Source organism: Collimonas sp. OK412 (assembly GCF_900112135.1).
GTDB lineage: Bacteria > Pseudomonadota > Gammaproteobacteria > Burkholderiales > Burkholderiaceae_D > Collimonas > Collimonas rhizosphaerae.
On the sequence record NZ_FOLC01000016.1, the window covers coordinates 17288 to 39566 of the forward strand.

24 protein-coding genes are annotated in these 22279 nt (G+C 63.4%); 14 read left to right on the top strand and 10 right to left on the bottom strand.

The window, feature by feature from the left end; translation table 11 throughout:
- Window positions 1-90 precede the first annotated feature (90 nt).
- The 3 genes from BM062_RS16640 to fliE form a co-directional block, all read right to left on the bottom strand.
- Window positions 91-1179: a FliC/FljB family flagellin gene (locus BM062_RS16640; RefSeq protein ID WP_092398842.1), complete on the bottom strand. Its 1089-nt coding sequence runs from the start codon at window positions 1177-1179 to the stop codon at window positions 91-93.
- 159 nt (window positions 1180-1338) lie between these two features.
- Complete coding sequence (locus tag BM062_RS16645) at window positions 1339-2034, bottom strand: flagellar regulator YcgR PilZN domain-containing protein (RefSeq protein ID WP_092398844.1); 696 nt, start codon at window positions 2032-2034, stop codon at window positions 1339-1341.
- A 9-nt stretch (window positions 2035-2043) separates the two neighbouring features.
- Window positions 2044-2364 (bottom strand): flagellar hook-basal body complex protein FliE, encoded by a 321-nt coding sequence (gene fliE / locus BM062_RS16650; protein ID WP_092398846.1) that lies wholly within the window; start codon window positions 2362-2364, stop codon window positions 2044-2046.
- A gap of 340 nt (window positions 2365-2704) precedes the next feature.
- Here fliE and fliF point away from each other — a divergent pair, with 340 nt between their 5' ends.
- From fliF to BM062_RS16720, 14 genes are all read left to right on the top strand, one after another.
- Window positions 2705-4423 carry a flagellar basal-body MS-ring/collar protein FliF gene (fliF, locus tag BM062_RS16655; protein WP_092398848.1) on the top strand — a complete coding sequence of 573 codons (1719 nt, stop codon included), beginning with the start codon at window positions 2705-2707 and terminating at the stop codon, window positions 4421-4423.
- Window positions 4416-5414 (top strand): flagellar motor switch protein FliG, encoded by a 999-nt coding sequence (gene fliG, locus BM062_RS16660; protein WP_092398850.1) that lies wholly within the window; start codon window positions 4416-4418, stop codon window positions 5412-5414. The genes fliF and fliG overlap by 8 nt, the downstream gene beginning before the upstream one ends.
- Window positions 5407-6141, top strand: coding sequence for a flagellar assembly protein FliH (fliH, locus tag BM062_RS16665; RefSeq protein ID WP_092398852.1), 735 nt, complete (start codon window positions 5407-5409; stop codon window positions 6139-6141). Before fliG ends, fliH begins: the two co-directional genes overlap by 8 nt.
- Window positions 6138-7586 carry a flagellar protein export ATPase FliI gene (gene fliI, locus BM062_RS16670; protein ID WP_092398854.1) on the top strand — a complete coding sequence of 483 codons (1449 nt, stop codon included), beginning with the start codon at window positions 6138-6140 and terminating at the stop codon, window positions 7584-7586. Before fliH ends, fliI begins: the two co-directional genes overlap by 4 nt.
- 97 nt (window positions 7587-7683) lie before the next feature.
- Entirely contained in the window at window positions 7684-8139 is a 456-nt protein-coding gene (gene fliJ, locus BM062_RS16675) for a flagellar export protein FliJ (RefSeq protein WP_092398856.1), read from the top strand.
- Window positions 8140-8156: 17 nt separating this feature from the next.
- Entirely contained in the window at window positions 8157-9518 is a 1362-nt protein-coding gene (locus tag BM062_RS16680; RefSeq protein WP_092398858.1) for a flagellar hook-length control protein FliK, read from the top strand.
- A 127-nt stretch (window positions 9519-9645) separates the two neighbouring features.
- Entirely contained in the window at window positions 9646-10119 is a 474-nt protein-coding gene (gene fliL / locus BM062_RS16685; RefSeq protein ID WP_092398860.1) for a flagellar basal body-associated protein FliL, read from the top strand.
- 15 nt (window positions 10120-10134) lie between these two features.
- Complete coding sequence (gene fliM / locus BM062_RS16690) at window positions 10135-11136, top strand: flagellar motor switch protein FliM (protein WP_092398862.1); 1002 nt, start codon at window positions 10135-10137, stop codon at window positions 11134-11136.
- Entirely contained in the window at window positions 11129-11548 is a 420-nt protein-coding gene (gene fliN, locus BM062_RS16695) for a flagellar motor switch protein FliN (protein ID WP_092398864.1), read from the top strand. Before fliM ends, fliN begins: the two co-directional genes overlap by 8 nt.
- On the top strand, window positions 11545-12015 hold the full coding sequence (gene fliO, locus BM062_RS16700; protein ID WP_092398866.1) for a flagellar biosynthetic protein FliO: 471 nt from the start codon (window positions 11545-11547) through the stop codon (window positions 12013-12015). Before fliN ends, fliO begins: the two co-directional genes overlap by 4 nt.
- 70 nt (window positions 12016-12085) lie before the next feature.
- The gene (gene fliP, locus BM062_RS16705; protein ID WP_092398868.1) at window positions 12086-12847 is read left to right on the top strand and encodes a flagellar type III secretion system pore protein FliP; all 762 of its coding nucleotides are present in this window, start codon (window positions 12086-12088) and stop codon (window positions 12845-12847) included.
- A gap of 13 nt (window positions 12848-12860) precedes the next feature.
- Window positions 12861-13130, top strand: coding sequence for a flagellar biosynthesis protein FliQ (fliQ, locus tag BM062_RS16710; RefSeq protein WP_041743011.1), 270 nt, complete (start codon window positions 12861-12863; stop codon window positions 13128-13130).
- The gene (fliR, locus tag BM062_RS16715) at window positions 13130-13924 is read left to right on the top strand and encodes a flagellar biosynthetic protein FliR (RefSeq protein WP_092398870.1); all 795 of its coding nucleotides are present in this window, start codon (window positions 13130-13132) and stop codon (window positions 13922-13924) included. The genes fliQ and fliR overlap by 1 nt, the downstream gene beginning before the upstream one ends.
- A 104-nt stretch (window positions 13925-14028) precedes the next feature.
- A complete protein-coding gene (locus tag BM062_RS16720; RefSeq protein WP_254785116.1) occupies window positions 14029-14538 on the top strand; it encodes a hypothetical protein in 510 nt (169 codons plus the stop codon).
- Between the two features lie 31 nt (window positions 14539-14569).
- Here BM062_RS16720 and flgL read toward each other — a convergent pair whose 3' ends face one another.
- From flgL to BM062_RS16755, 7 genes are all read right to left on the bottom strand, one after another.
- Window positions 14570-15781, bottom strand: a complete 1212-nt coding sequence (gene flgL / locus BM062_RS16725) for a flagellar hook-associated protein FlgL (RefSeq protein WP_092398872.1) — start codon at window positions 15779-15781, stop codon at window positions 14570-14572.
- Window positions 15782-15826: 45 nt separating this feature from the next.
- Window positions 15827-17800 (bottom strand): flagellar hook-associated protein FlgK, encoded by a 1974-nt coding sequence (flgK, locus tag BM062_RS16730; RefSeq protein ID WP_092398874.1) that lies wholly within the window; start codon window positions 17798-17800, stop codon window positions 15827-15829.
- 111 nt (window positions 17801-17911) lie between these two features.
- A complete protein-coding gene (flgJ, locus tag BM062_RS16735; RefSeq protein ID WP_092398876.1) occupies window positions 17912-18853 on the bottom strand; it encodes a flagellar assembly peptidoglycan hydrolase FlgJ in 942 nt (313 codons plus the stop codon).
- A 7-nt stretch (window positions 18854-18860) separates the two neighbouring features.
- On the bottom strand, window positions 18861-20000 hold the full coding sequence (locus tag BM062_RS16740; RefSeq protein ID WP_092398878.1) for a flagellar basal body P-ring protein FlgI: 1140 nt from the start codon (window positions 19998-20000) through the stop codon (window positions 18861-18863).
- 2 nt (window positions 20001-20002) lie between these two features.
- Complete coding sequence (locus tag BM062_RS16745) at window positions 20003-20671, bottom strand: flagellar basal body L-ring protein FlgH (RefSeq protein WP_092399020.1); 669 nt, start codon at window positions 20669-20671, stop codon at window positions 20003-20005.
- A gap of 11 nt (window positions 20672-20682) precedes the next feature.
- Window positions 20683-21465 carry a flagellar basal-body rod protein FlgG gene (gene flgG, locus BM062_RS16750; RefSeq protein ID WP_014004932.1) on the bottom strand — a complete coding sequence of 261 codons (783 nt, stop codon included), beginning with the start codon at window positions 21463-21465 and terminating at the stop codon, window positions 20683-20685.
- 34 nt (window positions 21466-21499) lie between these two features.
- A complete protein-coding gene (locus tag BM062_RS16755; RefSeq protein ID WP_092398880.1) occupies window positions 21500-22246 on the bottom strand; it encodes a flagellar basal body rod protein FlgF in 747 nt (248 codons plus the stop codon).
- Window positions 22247-22279 lie beyond the last annotated feature (33 nt).

The window sequence follows — 22279 nt, forward strand, 5'->3', positions numbered from 1 at the left end:
GAACCGTGGGCGGCCGCAACAGCGGCCGCCCCCCGGATCGGCAAATCCCGCAGACGCCTCAAGCAGGCGTCTGCGGAACCGGCTCATGGCTTATTGCAGCAATGTCAAAACGCTTTGTGTCGACTGGTTCGCTTTCGCCAGCACCGAAGTGCCTGCCTGTTGCAGGATCTGCGAACGTGTCATGTTCGACACTTCAGTCGCATAGTCTGCATCCTGGATGCCGGAACGCGAGGAAGACAGGTTGGTGACTGTCGTGCCCAGGTTAGCGATAGTCGAGGCAAAACGGTTTTGCACGGCGCCCAGCGAGCTGCGCAGGCTGTCAACTTGCGACAAGGCGCTGTCCATTGCTGTCAGCGGGCTGCCGCTGGCGGCTGTCAGCGATTTCGACGAGTCGTAAGTCACGGTGGCTGTCGGTGTCGCTGCGGTTGCGCCTTGAGTCGCATCAGCAACAGTCACGGTAGCGGCGTAGAAGTTGGCGCCGTTCTTGACGTAAGTATTGCCACGTGCATCTGTCACCAGGTCAGCGACTGTCGCGGTGAAGGCGGCAGCAGCATCGCGGTTGACGGCAGTGAAGCCGCCGGCGACGACGGCAACCGAAGCGCCGGTGTTGTCTTTGCCGGTAGGCGTCAGGGCAGCTGTCGCGCCGGAAGGGCCAGCCAGGTTCAGCGTATTCAGCTTCAGCGCTGTCGAATCGATCTTTTGCAAATCGATGCCGATGGTCTGGCCATCGTTGGCGCCGACCTGGATGTTCAGGGTCTGGTTGGCTGCGAGGACCTTGACGCCGTTGAAGTCGGTTTGCGAAGAGATGCGGTCGATTTCTTTCAGGCGCTGGGTGACTTCATCCTGGATCGATTGCAGGTCGCTGGAAGAGTTCGTGCCGCTGGCGGCTTGCACCGACAGTTCACGGATACGCTGCAGGTTGTTGTTGACTTCAGTCAGCGCGCCTTCAGTGGTTTGCGCCAGCGAGATGCCGTCGTTGGCGTTGCGCGATGCTTGTGTCAGGCCGGTGATGTTGGCTGTGAAGCGGTTCGCAATGGCTTGGCCGGCAGCGTCGTCCTTGGCGCTGTTGATGCGCATGCCGGACGACAGGCGCTGGATGGCCGAGCTCAGCGAAGATGCCGATTTGGTGAGGTTGTTTTGAGCTACCAGCGAAAGAATATTGGTATTGATGACAGACATGGCATGACTCCTGTTGCTAAAGTTTATGGGTTCCGGCTAAGCCGCCGTAACGCTGGACTCGCTCCCGGCCAGACAACAACCGGGATAAGCAAGCCACCGTTATTCAGGTTATCGGCACTTGCCTGGAAAACATTTAGGGCCTGCCGCAAAATAAAGGCCCTAGGCGCCTAGCAGCCCGCCCAGGCTCTGCCTGGCCTGGTCGAGGTCAACGTAATAGCAGCCGAAATGGTTGATGACGCCATCCGGCCCGTGCACGCTGCGGCTGAACACTACCCGCAAATCCACCAGCAGCCGTCCCGAAGAACGGAAATCCAGCACCGCCGCCGGCAACACCGTGCCCACCGGCAGCGCCTGCAGCGCGACATAGGCTGAACGCAAGCCGATGCCGCGCGCGCTCAGGTCGTGGACGTCGAGCACAAAATCATTGCCGTCGCGCCGTTTGGCGCGTACTACGCAAGCTTCCACCGGCTGCATGCCGATGCGGATGAATTTCTGGTGCGGAAAATACGCAATGCAGGTCGGCAGCGCTGCCGCCAGCGCCGTCGGCCAGGGGCTCACGCTGTTGCGCGCGACGCTGCTCACGAAACGCACCCCGGCGCCGTCCAGCGCGCCGTCAAAACACAGCAGGTCGCCCGGCAGGTAATGCGCACCGTTGCCGTCGGCGTCGCCTGCATGGATGAAAATGTCGTGCGCCAGCGCTACCGCCACCAGACGCGTGGCGACGCTTTCGCCGCCGCCCAGCAGCCGCATGGTCATGGTACTGTTCTGACGCTCCAGCTCGCGCAAGATACTTTCGATATCGGCCGCATCCTGCAACAGATAACTAGTGCCCTGCTCTAAACACGCATGTTCCAAAACTTACCTTCAAGCTGGCATATTCATGATTTCCTGATAAGCGGCAACCACGCGGTTACGCACTTGCAGCCCCATCTGGAAACCGACGTTGGCCTTTTGCAAATCAATCATCACGTCGTTCAGCGACACGCCTGGCTTGCCCAGCTCGAATGCTTCAGCCTGGCCGGCCGCATGCTGCTGGCTATTGCTGATGCGCTCCAGCGATTTTTTCATCTCGTCGGCAAAACCGCCGCCGGCAATGCCGTTGCCGGATGCTGCTGCGCCGCTGCCGGCGATTTGCGCTGTCGCCGTTAATTGCTGTAATACCGATTCGATTGCCGAAATCGCCATGTTCCACCTCTTTCCTGTTTTGAATTCTCGCCATCGCCCTGGAACCCGGCCCATGCGCTGCCCGGCCCGGGCGATAACGTTTCACTGCTGCCAGCCAGCGTAACAGCAATGATTTTTTTACATAGCGTCAAATGATGGGGAAAACCCCGGCTATTCGAGCGATCGAAATAACGGCCAGCCGTTGACAATCATTAGCGTCGACACAGGCTGCCCCGGCTTGGCCCGGTTTACCTTTGTTGACATCTGTTACCCCATTCAAAGGAAAGCTTGTGTCAGATACACAGAAGCGCATAGCGAACACCAACCGCGGCCATAGTCCGTCGTCATCCGGGGTGGCAGCATGAATGCTGCCGCAAGCGGCGCCAACCTCGCCGGCGACAGGAAGCCGCCGCTGCTGGAGCAGCTGCGCGCCAATCCAAAGCTGCCGCTGATCATCGGCGCCTCGTTTGCCCTGGCCGCCATTGCAGCATTCTGGCTGTGGAGCCGGGCGCCCGACTACCGCGTCCTCTACAGCAACCTGTCGGACCGCGACGGCGGCGCCATCATCGCCTCGCTGCAGCAGATGAACATTCCCTACAAGTTCGCCGACGGCGGCGGCGCGGTGCTGGTTGCCGCCGACCAGGTGCATGAAGCGCGCCTGCGGCTGGCGTCGCAAGGTTTGCCCAAGGGCGGTTCGGTCGGCTTTGAACTGATGGACAACCAGAAATTCGGCGTCAGCCAGTTTGCCGAACAGGTCAATTACCAGCGCGCCCTGGAAGGCGAGCTGGCGCGTTCGATCGAATCGATTTCGGCGGTAGAGGCGGCCAGGGTCCACCTGGCCTTGCCCAAGCCGTCGCTGTTTGTGCGCGACCAGCAGAAACCGAGTGCCTCGGTGGTGCTCACCTTGCATCGCGGACGCTCTATCGATGACGGCCAGGTCAGCGCCATCGCCCACCTGGTGTCGAGCAGCGTGCCGGAACTGAGCGCCAAGAATGTGACGATAGTCGACCAGAGCGGCAACCTGCTGTCGACGCCGGCGGCCGGCAACCGCGGCCTGGATGCGAGCCAGCTTAAATACGCGCAGGAAATCGAGCAGAGCTATATCCGCCGCATCGAAGCCATCCTGCAGCCGATCGTCGGCGCCAGCAATGTGCGCGCCCAGGTAGCGGCCGACATCGATTTTTCGACGGTCGAACATACCGACGAAAAATACAGCCCTAACCAGGATCCGGCCAAGGCCGCCATCCGCAGCCAGCAATCGAGCGACGCCAACCAGCAGGGCGCGAGCCCGCCGGGCGGCGTGCCGGGCGCTTTGTCGAACCAGCCGCCGGTCAATCCGACCGCGCCAATCAGCACTGCCCCGGCGAACCAGCAAGGAGCAGCCGGCGCGCAGGCAAATCCCGCCGCTGGAGCAGGAGCCGGCACCAACACCGCCAGCAACACGGCGCGCAGCGGCGGCTCCAGCAGCGTACGGCGCGACGTCACCACCAACTATGAGGTGGACCGCTCGATCAGCCATGTGCAGCAAAGCGCCGGCGCAGTCAAGCGCTTGTCGGTCGCGGTGGTGGTGAACTACCGCGGTACGGCCAATGCCCAGGGCAAGGTAGCCGCGCAGGCGCTGCCGGCGGCCGAAATGGAACAGGTGAAAAACCTGGTCAAGCAAGCGATGGGCTATAGCGCCGACCGCGGCGATTCGCTGAATGTGGTGAACAGCCAGTTTGCCGGCGAGGCGCCGGAGCCGGAATTGCCTGTGTGGCGCCAGGCCGACAATATCGAACTGGCCAAGAGCGTCGGCAAGTACCTGCTGCTGGCCATCGCCGCCCTGTGGCTCTGGTTTGGCCTGGTGCGGCCGCTGCTGCGCAAGCACCTGCAAGGACCGCGAGCCGCAGCTGCCGCCGCCGGCACAACCGCCAAAGCCGCCGCCGAGCCGACTCCCGAGCAGGTCAAGCTGAACGACGAGGCCAAGCAACGCCAGGCCGACCGCCATCAGGACAACCTGCAGCACGCACAGAGCCTGGCCGAGAAAGATCCGCGCCTGGTCGCCATGGTAATCAAGAACTGGATGGGCAACAATGAGTGACGACGGAATCAGAAAGAGCGCCATCCTGCTGATGTCGCTGGGCGAAGACGGCGCTGCCGCCGTGTTCCAGCACCTGAACCCGCAGGACGTGCAGAAGCTGGGCATGGCGATGTCCAAGCTGCGCCAGGTGACGCGCGAACAGATTGCCGAAGTCATGGAAGAGTTCCGGCTTGAAACGGAGCAGTTCTCCGCGCTCAACCTGGATTCCAGCGGCTACATACGGGCCGTCCTCAACAAGGCGCTGGGTAGCGACCGCGCCGCCAGCCTGATCGAAGACATTCTCGAGTCCGGCAACAACTCCACCAACGGCATCGACACCCTGAACTGGCTGGAAGCCAACGAAGTGGCCGAGCTGATCCGCGACGAGCATCCGCAGATCATCGCCACCCTGCTGGTGCACCTGGACCGCAGCAAGGCGTCCGAAGTGCTGGAGCTGTTTACCGAACGCCTGCGGCACGACGTGATCCTGCGCGTCGCCACCTTCGGCGGCGTGCAGCCGGCGGCGCTCAGCGAACTGACCGATGTGCTGTCCGGCCTGCTGTCCGGCCAGGGCGTCAAGCGCAGCCGCCTGGGCGGCGTCAGGGCCGCGGCGGAAATCCTCAACCTGATGAGCAGCACCCAGGAAGAAAGCGTGATCCAGCATGTGCGCGAGCACGACGGCGACCTGGCGCAACGGATCATCGACGAGATGTTCCTGTTCGAAAACCTGCTGGAAATCGAAGACCGCGGCATCCAGCTGTTGCTCAAGGAAGTGGAATCGGAATCCCTCATCATCGCGCTCAAGGGCGCGGCGCCGGAACTGCGCGAGAAATTCCTGCGCAACATGTCGCAGCGTGCGGCCGAAATGCTGCGCGAAGACCTGGAAGTGCGCGGCCCGGTGCGGGTTTCGCAGGTCGAGAGCGAGCAGAAAAACATCCTGCAGATCGTCAGGCGCCTGGCGGATTCCGGCGAAATCGTGATCGGCGGCCAAGGCAACGACGCCTATGTCTGATCCAATCCAAGCGCGCGAACGGTTGTCGCCCCAGCGCAAGCTGAAACCGCAGATGAGCGCCTGGCAGCGCTGGGAAATGGCGGACGTGCTGCAAGCAGATGCGCAGCAAACGGCAGGCGACGCAGAAGCGCCGGCGCCGCTTGCGGCCGGACCGGCGCTGGCGGAGCTGGAACCGAAGCTGCTGATCGACGAAACCGAACTGCAGCGGCTGCGCCAGCAGGCGCAAGAAGACGGCGCCGGCGAAGGCTTTCGCCAAGGCCATGCCGAAGGCTGGCAGGAAGGTTATCAAGCCGGCCTGGAGATGGCGCAAACCGAAGCCGGCAGCCTGCGTGCGCTAAGCCTGGCCTTGCCTGACGCCCTGCGCCTGGCGGAAAAAGAACTGGCCGACGACCTGCTGACGCTGGCGCTGGACATTGCGCGCCAGGTGGTGCGCCAGGCCCTGGCCGTGGAACCGCAGCTGATCCTGGCCGCGGTGCGCGAACTGCTGCAGACCGAGCCGGCGCTGAGCGGCACGCCGCGCCTGCTGCTGCATGCCGACGACATGGCGCTGGTGCAGCAGTACCTGGCGGAAGACCTGCAAGCCGCCGGCTGGCTGCTGCGCAGCGACCCCGCCATCACGCGCGGCGGCTGCCGGGTGCAAGCCAGCAGCGGCGAACTGGACGCCACCATGGAAACCCGCTGGCAGCGCGTCGCGGCGGCGCTTGGCCGCAGCCAGGCCATGCCATGAGCGACAACCGCAGCCAGGCCGGCGCCGAGCCGGCCGCAAACAACCGCCACCTGCAAGCCTGGCGCAATACGCTCGGCAACGCCAGCACCAGCGTCGGCCGCAGCATCCCGATCCGCACCTACGGCCGCCTGACCCGGGCCGTTGGCCTGGTGCTGGAAGCGGTCGGCTTGCGCTTGCCGGTAGGCAGCGACTGCCTGATAGAACTGCCGCCCGGCTATGCGCAACGCACCACCGAGGCCGAAGTAGTCGGCTTCGCCGGCGACCGCCTGTTCCTGATGCCGCAAACCGAAGTCGCAGGATTGCTGCCGGGGGCGCGGGTCTATCCGCTGGAAGCCGTTGCAGTTGCGAATAACAACGGCAATCCGCCAGCCGAACCCGGCAGCAAGCGCCTGCCGGCCGGAGCGGGCATGCTGGGGCGGGTGGTGGACGCCGCCGGCCGGCCGCTGGACGGTCTCGGCCCCCTCGATTTCAGCCGCGAAGTGCCGCTCTCGGCGGCGCCCATCAATCCGCTGGCGCGCGCGCCTATCGACAGCGTGCTGGACGTCGGCGTGCGCGCCATCAACGCCCTGCTCACGGTAGGCCGCGGCCAGCGCATGGGCCTGTTCGCCGGTTCCGGCGTCGGCAAAAGCGTGCTGCTTGGCATGATGGCGCGCTATACCAGCGCAGAAGTGATCATCGTCGGCTTGATCGGCGAACGCGGCCGCGAGGTCAAGGATTTCATCGAAAACACCCTGGGCGAGGAAGGCCTGGCGCGCGCGATCGTGGTCGCCGCCCCGGCCGATACCTCGCCGCTGCTGCGCCTCCAGGGCGCGGCCTACGCCACTTCGCTGGCCGAATATTTCCGCGACCAGGGCAAGGATGTCTTGCTGATCATGGATTCGCTCACGCGTTACGCCATGGCGCAGCGTGAAATTGCGCTGGCGGTGGGCGAACCGCCCGCCACCAAAGGTTATCCGCCATCCGTGTTCGCCAAGCTGCCGGCGCTGGTGGAACGCGCCGGCAACGGCGCCCGCGACGCCAACGGCAAGGGCGGCGCGATTACCGCTTTTTATACCGTGCTGACCGAGGGCGACGACCAGCAAGACCCGATTGCCGACGCCGCGCGCGCGATCCTCGACGGCCACGTGGTGCTGTCGCGCAGCCTGGCCGAATCCGGTCATTACCCGGCGATCGACATCGAAGCGTCGATCAGCCGCGCCATGACTTCGCTGATCGAGCCGGCCCAGTTCGATGCGGTGCGGCGCTTCAAGCAGATGCTGTCGCGCTACCAGCGCAACCGCGACCTGATCAGCGTCGGCGCCTATGCCGCGGGGCATGACTTGCAGCTGGACAAGGCGATTGCGCTGTACCCGGAAATCGAAGCTTTCCTGCAGCAGGGAATGGCGGAACGCGCCGGTTATAGGGAGGCAGTGACGCAGCTGGAGCAATTGTTCCAGGCCGATTAAGCAAGACCGCCGGTTCCGGCTCTATAGATTTCCTGAATGCCGCCGTTAACACAAAGATAAGGCGTCATAGATAAGCCGCAAACCCTGAGAGAACATCATGTCAAACACATTGCCGCTCGCCATGTTGATTGAACTGGCCCAGAACAAGACCGACGAAGCCAGCCGCCGCCTGGGACAATTGCAGCGCGCCCAGGTCGGCGCCGCGGAAAAGCTGGAGATGCTGATCCGCTACCGGCAGGAATACTGCGACCAGCTGCAGAGCCAGATGCAGGACGGCGTGTCGTCTTCCCGCTGGCGCAATTTCCAGCATTTCATCGGCACGCTGGACGGCGCCATCGAGCAGCAGCGCGCAGTCGCCGGCCAGGCCGATTCGCGGCTGGCGCGCGGACGCAGCGACTGGCAGCAGAACAAGCGCCGCCTGAGTTCCTTCGACACCTTGGCTGAACGCGCCAGGCAACAGCAGATGCAACTGCTCAACAAACGCGAACAGCGCGGCAGCGACGAACATGCTGCCCGCCAGTTCCAGCTGCGCATGCGCGCCGCCGCAGAATAACCAATCAAGGAACCGCCATGTCTTTACCTGTTTCATCCAGCACAGCCGCCCTGCAGGCCGCGCCGCCAAACGGCAACGCCGCCGGCAATGCCAATCCGCAGCAGGACGGCGCCGATCATTTTGGCAAGGTCCTGGACCGCTCCCTGGCAAGCGCCGGCCAACCCCCTGAAAAGATCGCCGACAAGGCCAGCGCCGGCGCCAAGCCAGCCGAGCGCACGGCACCCCGGCGCCAGGCCGGCACAGACAAGGAACAAGATCCAGGCGCCGTACCGGCCTTGGCGTTCCTGGCGTTGCCGCCGGCTGGGGCGAAAGCGATCGAGGCCCATCCCGAATCCGGCAGCGGCAGCCAGCCAAAGTCAGCGGCAGAAGAGCAGCTCAACGCGGCGATTGCCGCTGCCGGCGGCAAACCAGCCACATCCGCGGTCGTCGCTGCCGCAGTCGCAGAAAATCCCGGCAAGAACGCTATTCCGACGGCAGCGGCTCCGCCCGCTGTGGCACAGCTGGCAACGCCAGCCGGCCCGGTTGAGGCCGCGCCAACCAAGCCAAGCGCCTCGGCACGCAAGGAAACCACCAGCGGCGAATACACGCCATTGGCGCATAACCCGCAGCCGTTGGCCAGCCAGGCCGGTGCAGCCGATGCCGCCGGACAGCAGGCAACGCAAGACGACGCTCATGCGGACCAGCACGGCAAGCTGGAAAAAGCAGAGCGGAAGGATAGCCTGGACGCAGCCAAGATCGCCTCAGGACCGGCGCAGGCCAACGCCAATACAAACGCCAGCGAGATCGCCACGGCCAAAGCCGCCGCCGGCAGCAGCGGCCAACCCGGGCTCGCCGTCACGGCGCAGGCAAATCCGGTGCTAGCGCATACCCCGTCTGCGGTAACTGCAGCCGACACCGCACCGCCGCCTGCCGTCAAGCTGGCGCTGTCGCCGGCGGTCGGCAGCGACGGCTGGGGCGCAGCGCTTGGCAAGCAAGTCGTCTGGATGGGCAACACCCGCAACCAGAGCGCCGAACTGCATCTCAACCCACCCGACCTGGGGCCCCTGAAAGTCACCTTGACCATCAATGACAACCAGGCCCAGGCGACATTTGTCTCTGCCCACCAGTCGGTGCGCACGGCGCTGGAAGCGGCCTTGCCTCAGTTGCGCACCAGCCTGGCGGAAAGCGGCATCAGCCTGGGCAACACATCGGTCAGTTCCGACGCCCAGCAGCCGCAGCAACAGCAGCAAGGAACGTTTGCCCAGCACCAAGGCAGCCAGCGCGGATCGGGCAGCCCGTTCCAGGCTGGCGCAGCGGCGGGCGAACTGGCCGCCAAAGTTGAACGCAGCACTGCCGCCGCCGGCAGGAACGGCAACGGCAAGGTAGATATTTTTGCTTGACAGAAAAAAACAGACTTTCCCGGCGCGACAAACGCAGGATCTGAAGCGCTTTCTCCCTTTATATCAGCAGATGGTTCGAAGCCTTTTTGGCAAAGAATGGACGCTGGAATCTGATGCAGGAAAAACCATGGCAACCATCACTAACGAAGCAGTGGCAACACCCAAAAAAAGCAAGCTCGGACTGATATTGATCGTGCTCACCGCAGCCCTGGCCGCGGCGGGCGCTGCTTATTACTTCACCAGCATGCAGACGGGCAGCAAAAGCGTCGCCGCGCCGGTCCCGGAAACGCCGATCTTTGTCGCGCTCGATCCGTTTACCGTCAACCTGCAAGCGGACGACCGCGACCGTTTCCTGCATATCGGCCTGACCTTGAAAGTGGCGGACGCCAAATCCCAGGCGCAGATTGCCGAATACCTGCCGGAAACGCGCAGCCGGGTCCTCAGCCTGCTGTCGAACCGCGATCCGAATTCCCTGATCACCGCCGACGACAAGAACAAGCTCGCCGCCGAAATCCTCAAGGCATTGAACAAACCCCTGGCCAGCAGCCAGCCGCCGCAGCACATCGTCAATGTGCTGTTCACCGCCTTCGTGGTGCAGTAAAACCGAGACCCAGCTATGGCTTATGAACAGCTACTGTCTCAGGACGAAGTAGATGCACTGCTGCAAGGCGTCACCGGCGAGACCGATGCCGCCGCGGCGCCGGCGCCGAATCCGGAAGGCGTGCAAGCCTACAACCTCGGCACCCAGGAACGTATCGTGCGCGGCCGCATGCATACGCTGGAAATCATCAACGAGCGCTTCGCGCGCCAGTTGCGCAGCTCCCTGTTCAATTTCATGCGCCGCAGCGCCGACATTTCGGTAGGCGCGGTCCATGTCCAGAAGTACAGCGAATTCATCCGCCACCTGCCGGTGCCGGCCAATATCAACCTGCTGCACATGAAGCCCTTGCGCGGCACGGCGCTGTTCGTGTTCGATCCGAACCTGGTGTTCCTGGTGGTGGACAACCTGTTCGGCGGCGACGGCCGTTTCCATATGCGGGTCGAGGGCCGCGATTTCACCCAGACCGAACAGCGCATCATCACCCGCCTGCTGAACCTGGCGCTGGATAGCTACGGCAGCGCCTGGAATCCGATCTATCCGCTCGAATTCGAGTACGTGCGGGCGGAAATGCATACCAAGTTCGCCAATATCGCGACGCCGAATGAGGTTGTGGTGAACACCACTTTCCACATCGAGTTCGGGCCTATCGGCGGCGCCCTGCATATCTGCATCCCGTATTCGATGATAGAACCGATACGCGACCTGCTGTCCAATCCGGTGCAGGATGAAGTCGAAGTCGACAAGCGCTGGGTCAAGCAGCTGTCGCAGCAGGTGCAAAGCGCCGACGTCCAGCTGAAAGTGGATTTCATGCATATCCCGTCGACCATCGGCCAGCTGCTGAAACTGAAGGTCGGCGATGTCCTGCCGATAGAAATGCCCGAAACCATCGTTGCCAAGGTGGACGGCGTGCCGGTGATGGAATGCGGTTACGGCACTTCCAACGGCCGCTACGCGCTGCGAGTTGAAAAAATGATCAATCACCGCGATGGTGATTTAAAAGGGAATGATAATGAGTGACGAAAACAAGCCGGATCCAAACGCCGAAGCCGCCGACGACTGGGCCAGCGCGCTCGCGGCCCAGACCGCGGCATCGCAGCCTGCGCCGGAACCGGCGCCTGCCGCCAAGGTGTTCCAGCCTCTCAGCGGCGACGCCGCCGAGGTCGCCAAGACCGATATCGACATGATCCTGGATATCCCGGTGCAGATGACCGCGGAACTGGGGCGCACCAGGATCACCATCAAGAACCTGCTGCAGCTGGCGCAGGGTTCGGTGGTCGAACTGGACGGCCTGGCCGGTGAGCCGATGGATGTGCTGATCAACGGCTACCTGATCGCCCAGGGCGAGGTGGTGGTCGTCAATGACAAGTTCGGCATCCGCCTGACCGACATCATCACGCCGTCGGAACGCATACACAAGCTGAACCGATGAAATTTCTGCCCTTGGCGCGGCGCGCGCTGCTGCTGTCGGCATGCCTGGCCTTGCCCGCCTCGGCCATGATCGCCGCGCCCGCCGCCACAGCAATACCGGCGACGCCGTCATGGGGCGCGAGCGGCCTGTTGCAGGCGGCTTCCGGCCTGGCCGTGGTGCTTGCGCTGATTTTCTTTTGCGCCTGGGCGGCGCGCCGGATGGGGCTGCAAAAGCACAATAGCGGCCGCCTGGTAAAAGTCATCGCCAGCACCGCCATCGGCCAGCGCGAACGGGTGGTGGTGGTCGAAATCGGCGGCACCTGGCTGACGCTCGGAGTTACTCCCGGACAGATCCAGTCGTTGCACAGCATGCCGGCGCAGGAACTGCCGGAAGATCCCAAGCTGCCGATCAGGCAAAGCGCCATCGCTGCCGGCAACGCTGCCAACGCCTTTGCGCAAAAGCTGCGAGAGTCGCTAGGCCGCAAATAGGTCCATCGCAATATTGCACTCGGCCCAAGCCATTTACCCCTCATTGACTCCTCAAGAACCGATCGGCAGAATGCGTCCCCTTTCCTTCCTCGCGCAACACCGCAAGCTGCTGACAGCGCTATTGCTGACCGCGCTGCCTGCCGTCGCCGCCGCCCAGGCGCTGCCCGGCATCACCAGCACCACCGGCCCCGGCGGCAGCCAGACCTGGTCGCTCAGCGTCCAGACCATGCTGCTGCTGACTTCGCTGTCCTTCCTGCCGGCTCTGCTGCTGGCGATGACCAGCTTCACCCGCATCATCATCGTGCTGGGCCTGCTGCGCACCGCCATCGGCGCCCAGAGTTCGCCGCCCAACCAGATCCTGGTCGGACTGGCGCTGTTCCTGACTTTTTTCGTGATGTCGCCGGTATTCGACAAAGCCTACAGCGATGCCTACAAACCCTTTTCCGACAACAAGATCAGCGCCGAACAGGCGCTTGAGCGCGGCATCCAGCCGTTCAAGCAGTTCATGCTGAAGCAGACCCGCGAAGGCGACCTGGCCCTGTTCGCCAAGCTGGCGCAGACGCCGCAGATGCAAGGGCCGGAAGAAGTGCCGCTCAGGATACTGGTGCCGGCGTTTGTCATCAGCGAATTGAAAACCGCGTTCCAGATCGGCTTCACCATCTTTATCCCGTTCCTGATCGTCGACCTGGTGGTGGCCAGCGTCCTGATGTCGATGGGAATGATGATGGTGCCGCCCGCCACAATCTCACTGCCGTTCAAGCTGATGCTGTTCGTGCTGGTCGACGGCTGGCAGCTGCTGGTCGGCGCCCTGGCCCAAAGTTTCTATACTTGAGGTTGCCCAAAAAATGACTCCCGAATCGGTAATGGCGCTCGGCTACCAGGCCATGAAAATGACGCTCCTGCTAGGCGCGCCGCTGCTGCTGGTGGCCCTGGTCAGCGGCTTGATCATCAGCCTGTTCCAGGCCGCCACCCAGATCAATGAAATGACCCTGTCGTTCATTCCCAAGCTGCTCGCGGTATGCGCCACCATGGTCATCGCCGGGCCGTGGATGCTCAATTCCATCCTGGACTACATGCGCCAGCTGTTTTCCAGCATTCCGCAGCTGGTTGGCTGATGTCGCCGGTGCTGTCGGTCACGTCCGCGCAGCTGAGCGCCTGGATCGTGGCGTTTGTGTGGCCATTCGTCAGGATGCTGGCGCTGATCAGCGCCAGCCCCATTTTCGGTGAGAAAAAAGTGGCGCGCCAGGTCAAGGTCGGCCTGGCCGCGCTGCTGGCGATCGCCATCGCCCCTACCCTGGGCGCCATGCCGGCCGTGCCGCTGGTCTCGGCCGGCGGCGTCTGGATCCTGGTCCAGCAGGTGCTGATCGGTTCGGCCATGGGATTTTCCATCCGGCTGGTGTTCGCCGCGGTGCAAGCGGCCGGCGACTACGCCGGCCTGCAGATGGGCTTGTCCTTCGCCTCTTTTTTCGATCCCAACAGCGGCGGCAACACCATGGTGCTGGCCAGCCTGCTCAACATGCTGGCGATGCTGATCTTCCTGGCGGTCGACGGCCACCTGATGGTGATCAGCACCCTGGTCGAGAGTTTCCACGTCCTGCCGATTTCGGACGCGCCGCTGGCGGCGGAAGGCTGGCATTTCCTGGCGCTGGCCGGCGCCAACGTCTTTTCCGCCGGCCTGATGCTGGCGCTGCCGCTGGTCGCCGCCCTGCTGACCCTGAACCTGGCGATGGGCATCCTCAACCGGGCGTCGCCGCAGCTGAGCATTTTCGCCGTCGGCTTTCCTTTGACTTTGCTGGGCGGGATCCTGATGCTGCAGCAGCTGATGCCGCACCTGGCGCCATTCCTGGAACAGGAATTTGCGCTTGGCCTGGCAAACATGCTGCACCTGGCGCAAGCGTTGCGGCCATGAGACAAGTTGGGCCGGCTGTCCGTCAAAGACGGGACGGTTATGCCAAAATAGCCCGGGATTTGATCCGCGCCGACCTACGTTGCATCTTCACTGACAGGATACCGATGCTTAAGCTGACCCGATGGCGAGCAACACTCATTCTTGCAGCCTGTTCGGTTTTGACCCCGGCCAGCGCCTATGCAGGACAAGGCGACCTGTTTGGTTTGCTGGACAACAAGCCGCTCAGTGAAACATGGCTCAATGCCGGCTTCTATTCCTATCATTTCAATCGCGATAAAGGACTGAACGGCAACAACCTGGGATTCGGCGCCGAATACCGGTTTTCGACCGTGGCGTCGGCCACTGCCGGCAGGTTCTACAACAGCGACCGCGAGTACTCGAATTACGTCGGCGTGTATTACCAGCCCGTATATATCGGGCCGGTGCGCCTGGGCCTGGTCGCCGGGGGATTCAACGGCTATCCGAAGATGCGGCGCGGCGACTGGTTCCTGGCCGCCATTCCGGTCGCCAGCATCGAATACAAGAACGTCGGCTTGAACCTCGCGGTTATCCCGAGCTACAAAGACAGGTTGTATGGCGCCCTGTCGTTCCAGCTGAAAATCAAGGTTTTCTGATCCCGGCCTGGAAGGCTTGCAGGTAATAAGCTTACAGGTAGTTCAGCAGTGAAATCTTGCGGATCTGCACAAAAGTCTGCTGCGTCGCCTGCAACGCCATCTGCCGCTGGTACAGCTCGGTAATCGCGCTGCTGTAGTCCAGGTCCTGGATATCCGACAGATAGCTCTTGTCCGACAGGTTGCGGGCGTCGCCATTGGTGTTGAGGGTATCCAGCTCCTGCATGCGCGAGCCCACCGACGAGCGCACCGTCAGCACATTGTCGAGCGAGTTGGACAGCTTGACGTTTGCCGTGCTCAAGGAATTCTGCAACTGCGCCTTGGCAGCCGGTGTGCCGTTGTCGATCGGCGTCTTGAGGGCACCGATCAAGTCGCTGAGCGCGCCGAACATGTCCGGATTGGCATTCTTTGCGGTGTTGACATTGAAGCTGTCGCCGCTGGCAGGGGCGCCGGTCAGCACGATTTGCAAGCCGCCGAACTGGATCGGCGTGCCGGAGGTATAAGTGCCTGCCGTCACCACCGGCGGCGTATCCGAATTGGTCACGGTAAACGTCGTGGCCGAAGTAAAACTGATCGAAAAATTCTTGCCGAAATCGGGATTGGTAGCGTCGATCACAGAGGTGGCGCCATATACGCCGTCGCCGCTGTTGGCGGCGGCAGAAGTCGTGACGTAGCCGGAGCTGGTCTGCGCGGTCTGGAAAATGCTGCGGCCGTCGTCGGTGCCCGCCATCTGCCGCGAGATGTCGACCTGCAGCAGCTGCTGGCCCTGGTCGCCGACATATTGCACGCCGCCGCCGGCCTGCTGCACGAACGGCGCGCTGCCGCTCTTGAAGCCGGCGAACAGGAACTGGCCGTTGCCGTCGTCGGTATTGGCCAGGCCCAGCAGCTGGTCGTAATTGCTTTGCAAGGTGGTGGCGACCGACGCGCGGTCGGCGTCGGTCATGGTGCCGTTGCCGGCCTGCACCACCAGCCCTTTGATATTTTGCAGCAGCGTGGTGACGCTTTGCAGCGCATTGTCTTCCAGGCCCAGCGTGCGCGACGCCTGGGCGCGGCTGGTGGAATATTGATCGTTAAGGGAAATCGACTGCGATGCGCTCAGCGCCCGGGTCGCGCCCAGCGGATCGTCGGACGGCGTGAGTATTTTTGACATGGCGCCTATCTGCTGTTGCACCCGCAACAGGCTGGTTTGCTGGGAGCCCATCGCGGACAGGCTCTGGTCATAAAACGACTGGGTACTGATACGCATCTTGTTTTCCTTGTTTATCGTCTTGCTGGCGAGTCCGGCGGCCGGTTAAGCAACAATCCCCAGGATTGCGTCGAACATGGTCGACGCCGTCTGGATCACCTTGGCATTGGCCTGGTACATCTGCTGGTACATCAGCAGATTGGCGGTTTCTTCATCCTGGTTGACGCCGGACACCGACTGCTGCGCCGCCTTGATCTGCGCCGCCAGGCTGGTTTGCGCGGTATTGGCGATGGTGATCTGGTTGGCCTTGTTGCCGATGCTGCTGACCAGCTGGCCATACGCATCGGTATAGCTGGCGGTGCCGCCGGCCAGGGTTTTCTTGTTTTGCAAGGCGCCCAGCAGCAAGGCGTTGCTGCCGTCCGAAACGCCGCCGGTATTCGGCCCGATGGTGAACGTATCGCCGTTCACCGGCTTGCCGCTGATGGTGGCGCTGATGCCGTTGAAGCTGTAGGACGCGCCGTCGGTATACGTGACGGCAGCGCCGGCTGCATAGTTGACCACCGTGCCGTCCGGGTTGGTGACGGTCACCGCGGCGGCGGCCGGAAAGCCGGACAGGCTGGCAGGCGTGGTGGTGCTGTCGTATTTAAGCGTCAGCGGGCTGGCCAGCGGTGTCGGCAGGTACGAGGCGTCGACCTTGCCGGCGCTGATGCCGGCGCTGCCCTGGTTGGTGGCCGTCTTGCCGGTGACGATAGGTGAAGCCGCCGCTATCTTGGCCGGATCGGTCACCGTCACCGTCAGGTCGCGCGCGCCGGTGCGGGTCGGCTGGACCAGGAAGGAATCGCCGATTTGCGGCGTGCCGCTGGTCGCCTGCAGCGATACGCCGTCGAAAGTCACCGGCAAGCTGGGATAGCTGCCGAGCACCTTGTTATCGGACAAACGGGTCACCGAATATTGCGGCGTGCCGGCGACGTTGACAAAATCGACCCGGTAATCGCTGGTGGTCAGCTGGCTGGTATCGCTGAACGAAGGCGTGACCAGCAGGTTGCCGGTGTTGCGGGAATTGGCAGTCGCCGCCGGACTGGCTTGCGAAAAGAAATCCTGGCCGGCGGCGCCGTTCAGGTCAATGCCCAGCTTGTGCTGCGCATTGAACGTATCGGCCAGGCCGATCGCCATCCGCCCCAGTGCGTTCTGGGCCTCGCCCAGGGTCTGGTTGCGAAACTGCATCAGGCCGCCCAGCGAACCGCCGCTGATCACGCTGTCCTGCATTTCAACCGCGACGCCGGCAGCGTTCACCAGGGCCACCGAGGTGCGGCTGGGATCGGCCGCCGAGGTGACGGCCTTCAGGGTCGATGCCTTGTCGCCCAGCACCAGGGTCTGGCCGGTGCCGATGAATACGTTGTACTGGCCGCCGTCCTGCACCACCACCTTGGTCGCCACCAGCTGGCCCAGGCTGTTCACCAGGCTGTCGCGCTGGTCCAGCAAATCGTTCGGGGCCTGGCCGCCGGCAGCGTTGCTGAGCAAGGCGATCTGCTTGTTGATGCTGGCGATCTGGGTGGCGTAGGTATTGATCTGGTCGATCGAACCGGAAATCTGGTCGTTGACGTTGCCGTTCAGGCCGGTCAGCACCTGGCTCATGGTGCGGAACTGGTTGGCCAGGGCCTGGCCGGAACTGATCAGCTGCTGGCGCGCGGCGGAATCGGCAGGCGTGTTGGCGACTGCCTGCACGCCCTTGAACATGGTCTGCAGCATCGGCGCCAGGCCGGTGGTCTGGTTGGCCAGCAGGTTGTTGATCTGGTTGATCTGGGTCGAGTAAGCCCCCAGCGCCTGGTTGGTCGACTGCGCCTGGTTCAGCTGCGAACTCAGGAACTGGTCGTAGCTGCGGGTGACGTCGACCACCTGCGCGCCGTTGCCGAAGAAACCGACGCTGGGAGTGTATGTACCGCCGGCGGACACCACCTGCGCCATTTGCCGGCTATAGCCGGGCGTGTTCACGTTGGCCGTGTTGTGGCCGGTGGTCACCAATGCCGCTTGCGCCGCGTTGAGCCCGCTGAGCCCGGTAAAAAACAAGCTGTTTCCCATACATTCTTCCTTTTAGAAAGCAACTGCCCGGCGTTGCTGCCAGGCTCACTTGAGGTATAACGGCAGCAGCCCGGGAAATTTGAGGGATATGAGCGGTTCCGCGCAAAAAAATCAGAGGATCTGCTTGAGGATGCGCACCAGCTTCTCGCCATATTGCGGATCGGTGGCGTAACCGGCGCGCTGCAAGCCGTGCGCAGCCTCGGCCGGATCGCGCGTGGCCAGCACCTGCGCATAGCGCGGATTGCCGGCCAGGAAACGCGCATAGTCGGAAAACGCTTCCTCATACGATGCATAGGCGCGGAACGAGGCTTTGGTCTGCTGCGGCTGGCCGTCCACGTATTCGGTGGTGACGGCTTGCACCACCGCGCCTTTCCAGCCCTTGCCGGCCTTGATGCCGAACAGGTTGTGGCTGCTGCTGCCGTCCTCTCCCTTGATTTCGCGTTTGCCCCAGCCCGATTCCAGCGCGGCCTGCGCCAGGATCAGCTGCGACGGCACGCCGCTGCTGCGGCTGGCGGCTTGCGCCGGCGCGCTCATGCGCGACAGGAACTGGTCGACATATGCCTGCGGATTGCCGCCGGCGCCACGCCCGGAACCGGCAGCGGCGTCGTACAGGGACAGGTTCTGCACAACGCCGGGATTTGCCGGAGCCGCGGCTGCCGGCTGGCCGGGAAGCGGATCGGCGGCCGGCATCTTGCCCAGCGCCGCAGGCTGCTGCGGCGACTGGTCGACGGCGCGGCTAAGCTGGGCCTGCATCGCCTCGGCCAGGCCAAGGCCGCGGCCGGACAGGTTTTGCGCCAGCTGCTGGTCCAGCATCGAGGTGTACATTTTTTCCTGCTGGCTATCGAACATGCCGTCCGACGGCGTCGCCTCGCGCATGCTCTTCAACACCATCTGCATAAACATCGCTTCGAACTGGCGCGACACCTGTTTCAAGCCGTCTTGCGGCGAATTCCTGGTAGTGCGGCGCAAGGCGTCCACGCCTTGCACATCCAGCGCAAAACGCTGGTCAAGGTCGCCGCTGCGACTGCTGTTGATGGGACCGGGGACGCTCATGCCGGCCTCAGATGATTTCAAGTTCGGCGCGCAAGGCGCCGGCGGCTTTCATCGCCTGCAAGATGGAGACCAGGTCCTGCGGATTGGCGCCCAGCGTATTCAAGCCCTTCACCACATCGGCCAGCGATGCGCCGTTCTTGACTACCTGCAAGGCGCCGCCCGCCTGGTTCAGCTGGATTTGCGAAGTTTGCGCCACCACCGTGCTGCCGCCCGAGAACGGTCCAGGCTGGCTGATCACAGGCTGGGTATTGATCACCACCGACAAATTGCCATGGGCTACCGCGCAGTCCAGCACGCGCACGGTCTGGTTCATCACCACCGAGCCGGTGCGGGCGTTGATCACTACCCGCGCTGCCGCTTGCGCCGGCGTGATGTCGAGATTTTCCATGCGCGCCAGGAAACTGACCCGCGCTTCCGCCTGGGCCGGCGCGGCGACCTGGATCACGCGCGCATCGAGCGCGCTGGCAGTGCCGGCGCCAAAACTGCGGTTGATGGCCTCGACGGCTTTCTGCGCCGTGCCGAAATCGGATACATTCAGTTCCAGCGTCAAGCTATTCGCGTCGCCCAGCGGCGAACTGACCGCGCGCTCGACAATGGCGCCGGCAGGAATCCGGCCGGAACTGAGCTGGTTGATCTGCACCTTGCTGCCGTTGGCCGAGGCGCCGGCGCCGCCGACCACCATGTTGCCCTGCGCGATCGCATACACCATGCCGTCGGCGCCCTTGAGCGGCGTCATCAGCAGGGTGCCGCCGCGCAGGCTCTTGGCGTTGCCCATCGACGATACGGTGACGTCGATGTTCTGGCCCGGACGGGCAAACGACGGCAAGGTAGCGGTCACCATCACCGCCGCCACGTTCTTGAGCTGCATGTTGGTGCCGGGCGCCATTGATATGCCCAGCTGCGACAGCATGTTGTTGAGGGTCTGGGTGGTGAACGGCGTCTGCATGGTCTGGTCGCCGCTGCCGTCGAGGCCGACCATCAGGCCGTAGCCGATCAGCGGATTGTCGCGCACGCCCTGGATGCTGGCCAGTTCCTTGAGACGCTCCGCCTGCGCCGGCGACACGGCGCAGGCGAGGCAAAGCGACAGGAATACAGCGCCGCGGCTGCGCCGCGCGCGCCGCAAAAAAAACTGGAATGATGATCGCATGGTCAGAACGGTAAGACGTTGAGGAAGAAACGCTGCAGCCAGCCCATGGTCTGCGCTTCGTCGATATAACCCTTGGCGCTGTATTCGATCCTGGCGTCGGCCACCTGGGTCGAGGCCACGCTGTTGTTGCCGCTCACCGTGCGCGGATTGACCACGCCGGAGAAACGGATGAATTCGGTGCCCTGGTTGATCATCATCTGCTTCTCGCCGCTGACCATCAGGTTGCCGTTGCCCAGCACCTCGGTCACCGTCACCGTGATCACGCCGTTAAAGGTATTGGTCGCATTGGCGCCGCCCTTGGCGGTCAATGCGTTGCTGGCCTTGGCGTCGGCGTCCAGGTTGCCGAACAGGCCGCCGAAAATCTTCGGTATCGCCGCCAGCGCGCTGCTGGTGCTGCCGTTGCGGCTGGCGTTGGCCGCCGAATTCTTGCTGGCGTTAACGTTTTCGCTGACGATGATGGTCAGGATGTCGCCGACATTGCGCGGCCGCCGGTCTTCGAACAAGGCCTGGCTGCTGGAGCCGGACTGGTAGATGGCGCCATTCACCGGCGCCGCCGGCCGCACTTCCGCACGCGCGGTCATCGGCTGCTGCACCAGCGGCTCGCGCGGCAATTGCGCGCAGCCGCCTAGCAGCAGCGCCGCCAGCAGCAGGCACCTGGTGCAATATTTCATCGGCGCCGCCATCACAACTGCGTAAGGCGCTGCAACATCTGGTCAGAAGTCGTGACCGCCTTGCTGTTGATTTCGTAAGAACGCTGGGTCTGAATCATGTTCACCAGTTCTTCCACCACGTTCACGTTCGACGATTCGACATATCCCTGGCTCAGCGTGCCGGCGCCGTTCTGGCCCGGCGTGGTCTGGTTGGCGGTGCCGGAAGCATTGGTTTCGGTGTACAGGTTTTCGCCATTGCTTTGCAAGCCGGTCGAATTCAGGAACGTCGCCAGCTGGATCTGGCCGACCTGCACGCTGGCGGTGCTGCCGGCCTGGGTCACCGATACCGTGCCGTCCTTGGCGATGGTCATGCTGGTGGCGTTTTGCGGGATGGTGATGGCCGGCTGCACCGGGTAGCCGCTGGCGGTGACCAGCTGGCCGGTGGAGTCGGACTGGAACGAACCGTCGCGCGTATAGGCGGTGGTGCCGTCCGGCATTTGCACCTGGAAGAAACCGTCGCCGGTAATCGCCACGTCCTTGGTATTGTCGGTCTTGGTCGGGTTGCCCTGGGTATGAATCCGCTCGGTCGCCACCAGCCGCACGCCGGTGCCGATCTGCAGGCCGGATGGCAGGTTGGTCTGGTCCGAAGTCTGGCCGCCTACCTGGCGCAGGTTCTGGTACATCAGGTCTTCGAACACTGCGCGGCTGCGCTTGAAGCCGGTGGTGCCGACGTTGGCCAGGTTGTTCGATATCACGTCGAGCTGCTGCTGTTGCGCGTCGAGGCCGCTCTTGGCGATGGAAAGGGAACGTATCATGGTGAAATTCCTGTCGAAAAATGGATTAGCTGCTTTAGCTGCTCATGCTCAGCAGCTGGTTGGCGCGCTGGTCGTTTTCATCGGCGCTCTTGACCGCCTTCATCTGCATTTCAAAACTGCGCGCATTGGCGATCATTTCCACCATCGCCGACACCGGGTTGACGTTGCTGCCTTCCACCACGCCGGTCTGCAGCGTCACCGCCGGATCGGCGTCCGGCGCGGCAGCCCCGGCGCGCATGCGAAACAAGCCGTCGTCGCCGCGCAGCAAATCGCCGGCAGCCGGATTGACCAGTTTCAAACGGCCGACCTGGGCCACGTTGGTAGCCGGATCGCCGGCGCCGATGGCGCTGACCAGGCCGTCGGTCGATATCATCACAGCGGCGCCGGGCGGCACCGCCATCGGTCCGGCGTCGCCGATCACCGGCAGCTTGTCCATCGTCATCAGCTGGCCGTCGGCGCCCACCTGCAGGTTGCCGACCCGCGTATACGCTTCGCCGCCGTCCGCGGTCTGCACCGTCAGCCAGCCGTCGCCGCGCACCGCTACGTCCATCGGCCGCCCGGTTTCGGTCAACGGCCCGGTGCTCATGTCGGCGCCGGGCGTCGAAGTCACCACGAAAGCGCGGGTCGCCGCTTCCTCGCCGACTACCGGCACGGCGCGGAAATTGTTCAGCTGCGCGCGGAAACCGGGCGTCGATACGTTGGCCATGTTGCTGGCCACCGAGGCTTGCTGCTCCATGGCTTGCTTGGCGCCGCTCATGGCAATGTAGATCATGCGGTCCATGGATTCTCCAGGCCGGTTCCCGCCGCCGCGCTA

Bases quoted from the DNA above. Each gene is read 5' to 3' on its own strand.
- BM062_RS16640 (WP_092398842.1), bottom strand. From the start codon at position 1,179: ATGTCTGTCATCAATACCAATATTCTTTCGCTGGTAGCTCAAAACAAC.
- fliE (WP_092398846.1), bottom strand. From the start codon at position 2,364: ATGGCGATTTCGGCAATCGAATCGGTATTACAGCAATTAACGGCGACA.
- fliF (WP_092398848.1), top strand. From the start codon at position 2,705: ATGAATGCTGCCGCAAGCGGCGCCAACCTCGCCGGCGACAGGAAGCCG.
- fliG (WP_092398850.1), top strand. From the start codon at position 4,416: ATGAGTGACGACGGAATCAGAAAGAGCGCCATCCTGCTGATGTCGCTG.
- fliH (WP_092398852.1), top strand. From the start codon at position 5,407: ATGTCTGATCCAATCCAAGCGCGCGAACGGTTGTCGCCCCAGCGCAAG.
- fliI (WP_092398854.1), top strand. From the start codon at position 6,138: ATGAGCGACAACCGCAGCCAGGCCGGCGCCGAGCCGGCCGCAAACAAC.
- fliJ (WP_092398856.1), top strand. From the start codon at position 7,684: ATGTCAAACACATTGCCGCTCGCCATGTTGATTGAACTGGCCCAGAAC.
- BM062_RS16680 (WP_092398858.1), top strand. From the start codon at position 8,157: ATGTCTTTACCTGTTTCATCCAGCACAGCCGCCCTGCAGGCCGCGCCG.
- fliL (WP_092398860.1), top strand. From the start codon at position 9,646: ATGGCAACCATCACTAACGAAGCAGTGGCAACACCCAAAAAAAGCAAG.
- fliM (WP_092398862.1), top strand. From the start codon at position 10,135: ATGGCTTATGAACAGCTACTGTCTCAGGACGAAGTAGATGCACTGCTG.
- fliN (WP_092398864.1), top strand. From the start codon at position 11,129: ATGAGTGACGAAAACAAGCCGGATCCAAACGCCGAAGCCGCCGACGAC.
- fliO (WP_092398866.1), top strand. From the start codon at position 11,545: ATGAAATTTCTGCCCTTGGCGCGGCGCGCGCTGCTGCTGTCGGCATGC.
- fliP (WP_092398868.1), top strand. From the start codon at position 12,086: ATGCGTCCCCTTTCCTTCCTCGCGCAACACCGCAAGCTGCTGACAGCG.
- fliQ (WP_041743011.1), top strand. From the start codon at position 12,861: ATGACTCCCGAATCGGTAATGGCGCTCGGCTACCAGGCCATGAAAATG.
- fliR (WP_092398870.1), top strand. From the start codon at position 13,130: ATGTCGCCGGTGCTGTCGGTCACGTCCGCGCAGCTGAGCGCCTGGATC.
- BM062_RS16720 (WP_254785116.1), top strand. From the start codon at position 14,029: ATGCTTAAGCTGACCCGATGGCGAGCAACACTCATTCTTGCAGCCTGT.
- flgL (WP_092398872.1), bottom strand. From the start codon at position 15,781: ATGCGTATCAGTACCCAGTCGTTTTATGACCAGAGCCTGTCCGCGATG.
- flgK (WP_092398874.1), bottom strand. From the start codon at position 17,800: ATGGGAAACAGCTTGTTTTTTACCGGGCTCAGCGGGCTCAACGCGGCG.
- flgJ (WP_092398876.1), bottom strand. From the start codon at position 18,853: ATGAGCGTCCCCGGTCCCATCAACAGCAGTCGCAGCGGCGACCTTGAC.
- BM062_RS16740 (WP_092398878.1), bottom strand. From the start codon at position 20,000: ATGCGATCATCATTCCAGTTTTTTTTGCGGCGCGCGCGGCGCAGCCGC.
- BM062_RS16745 (WP_092399020.1), bottom strand. From the start codon at position 20,671: ATGAAATATTGCACCAGGTGCCTGCTGCTGGCGGCGCTGCTGCTAGGC.
- flgG (WP_014004932.1), bottom strand. From the start codon at position 21,465: ATGATACGTTCCCTTTCCATCGCCAAGAGCGGCCTCGACGCGCAACAG.
- BM062_RS16755 (WP_092398880.1), bottom strand. From the start codon at position 22,246: ATGGACCGCATGATCTACATTGCCATGAGCGGCGCCAAGCAAGCCATG.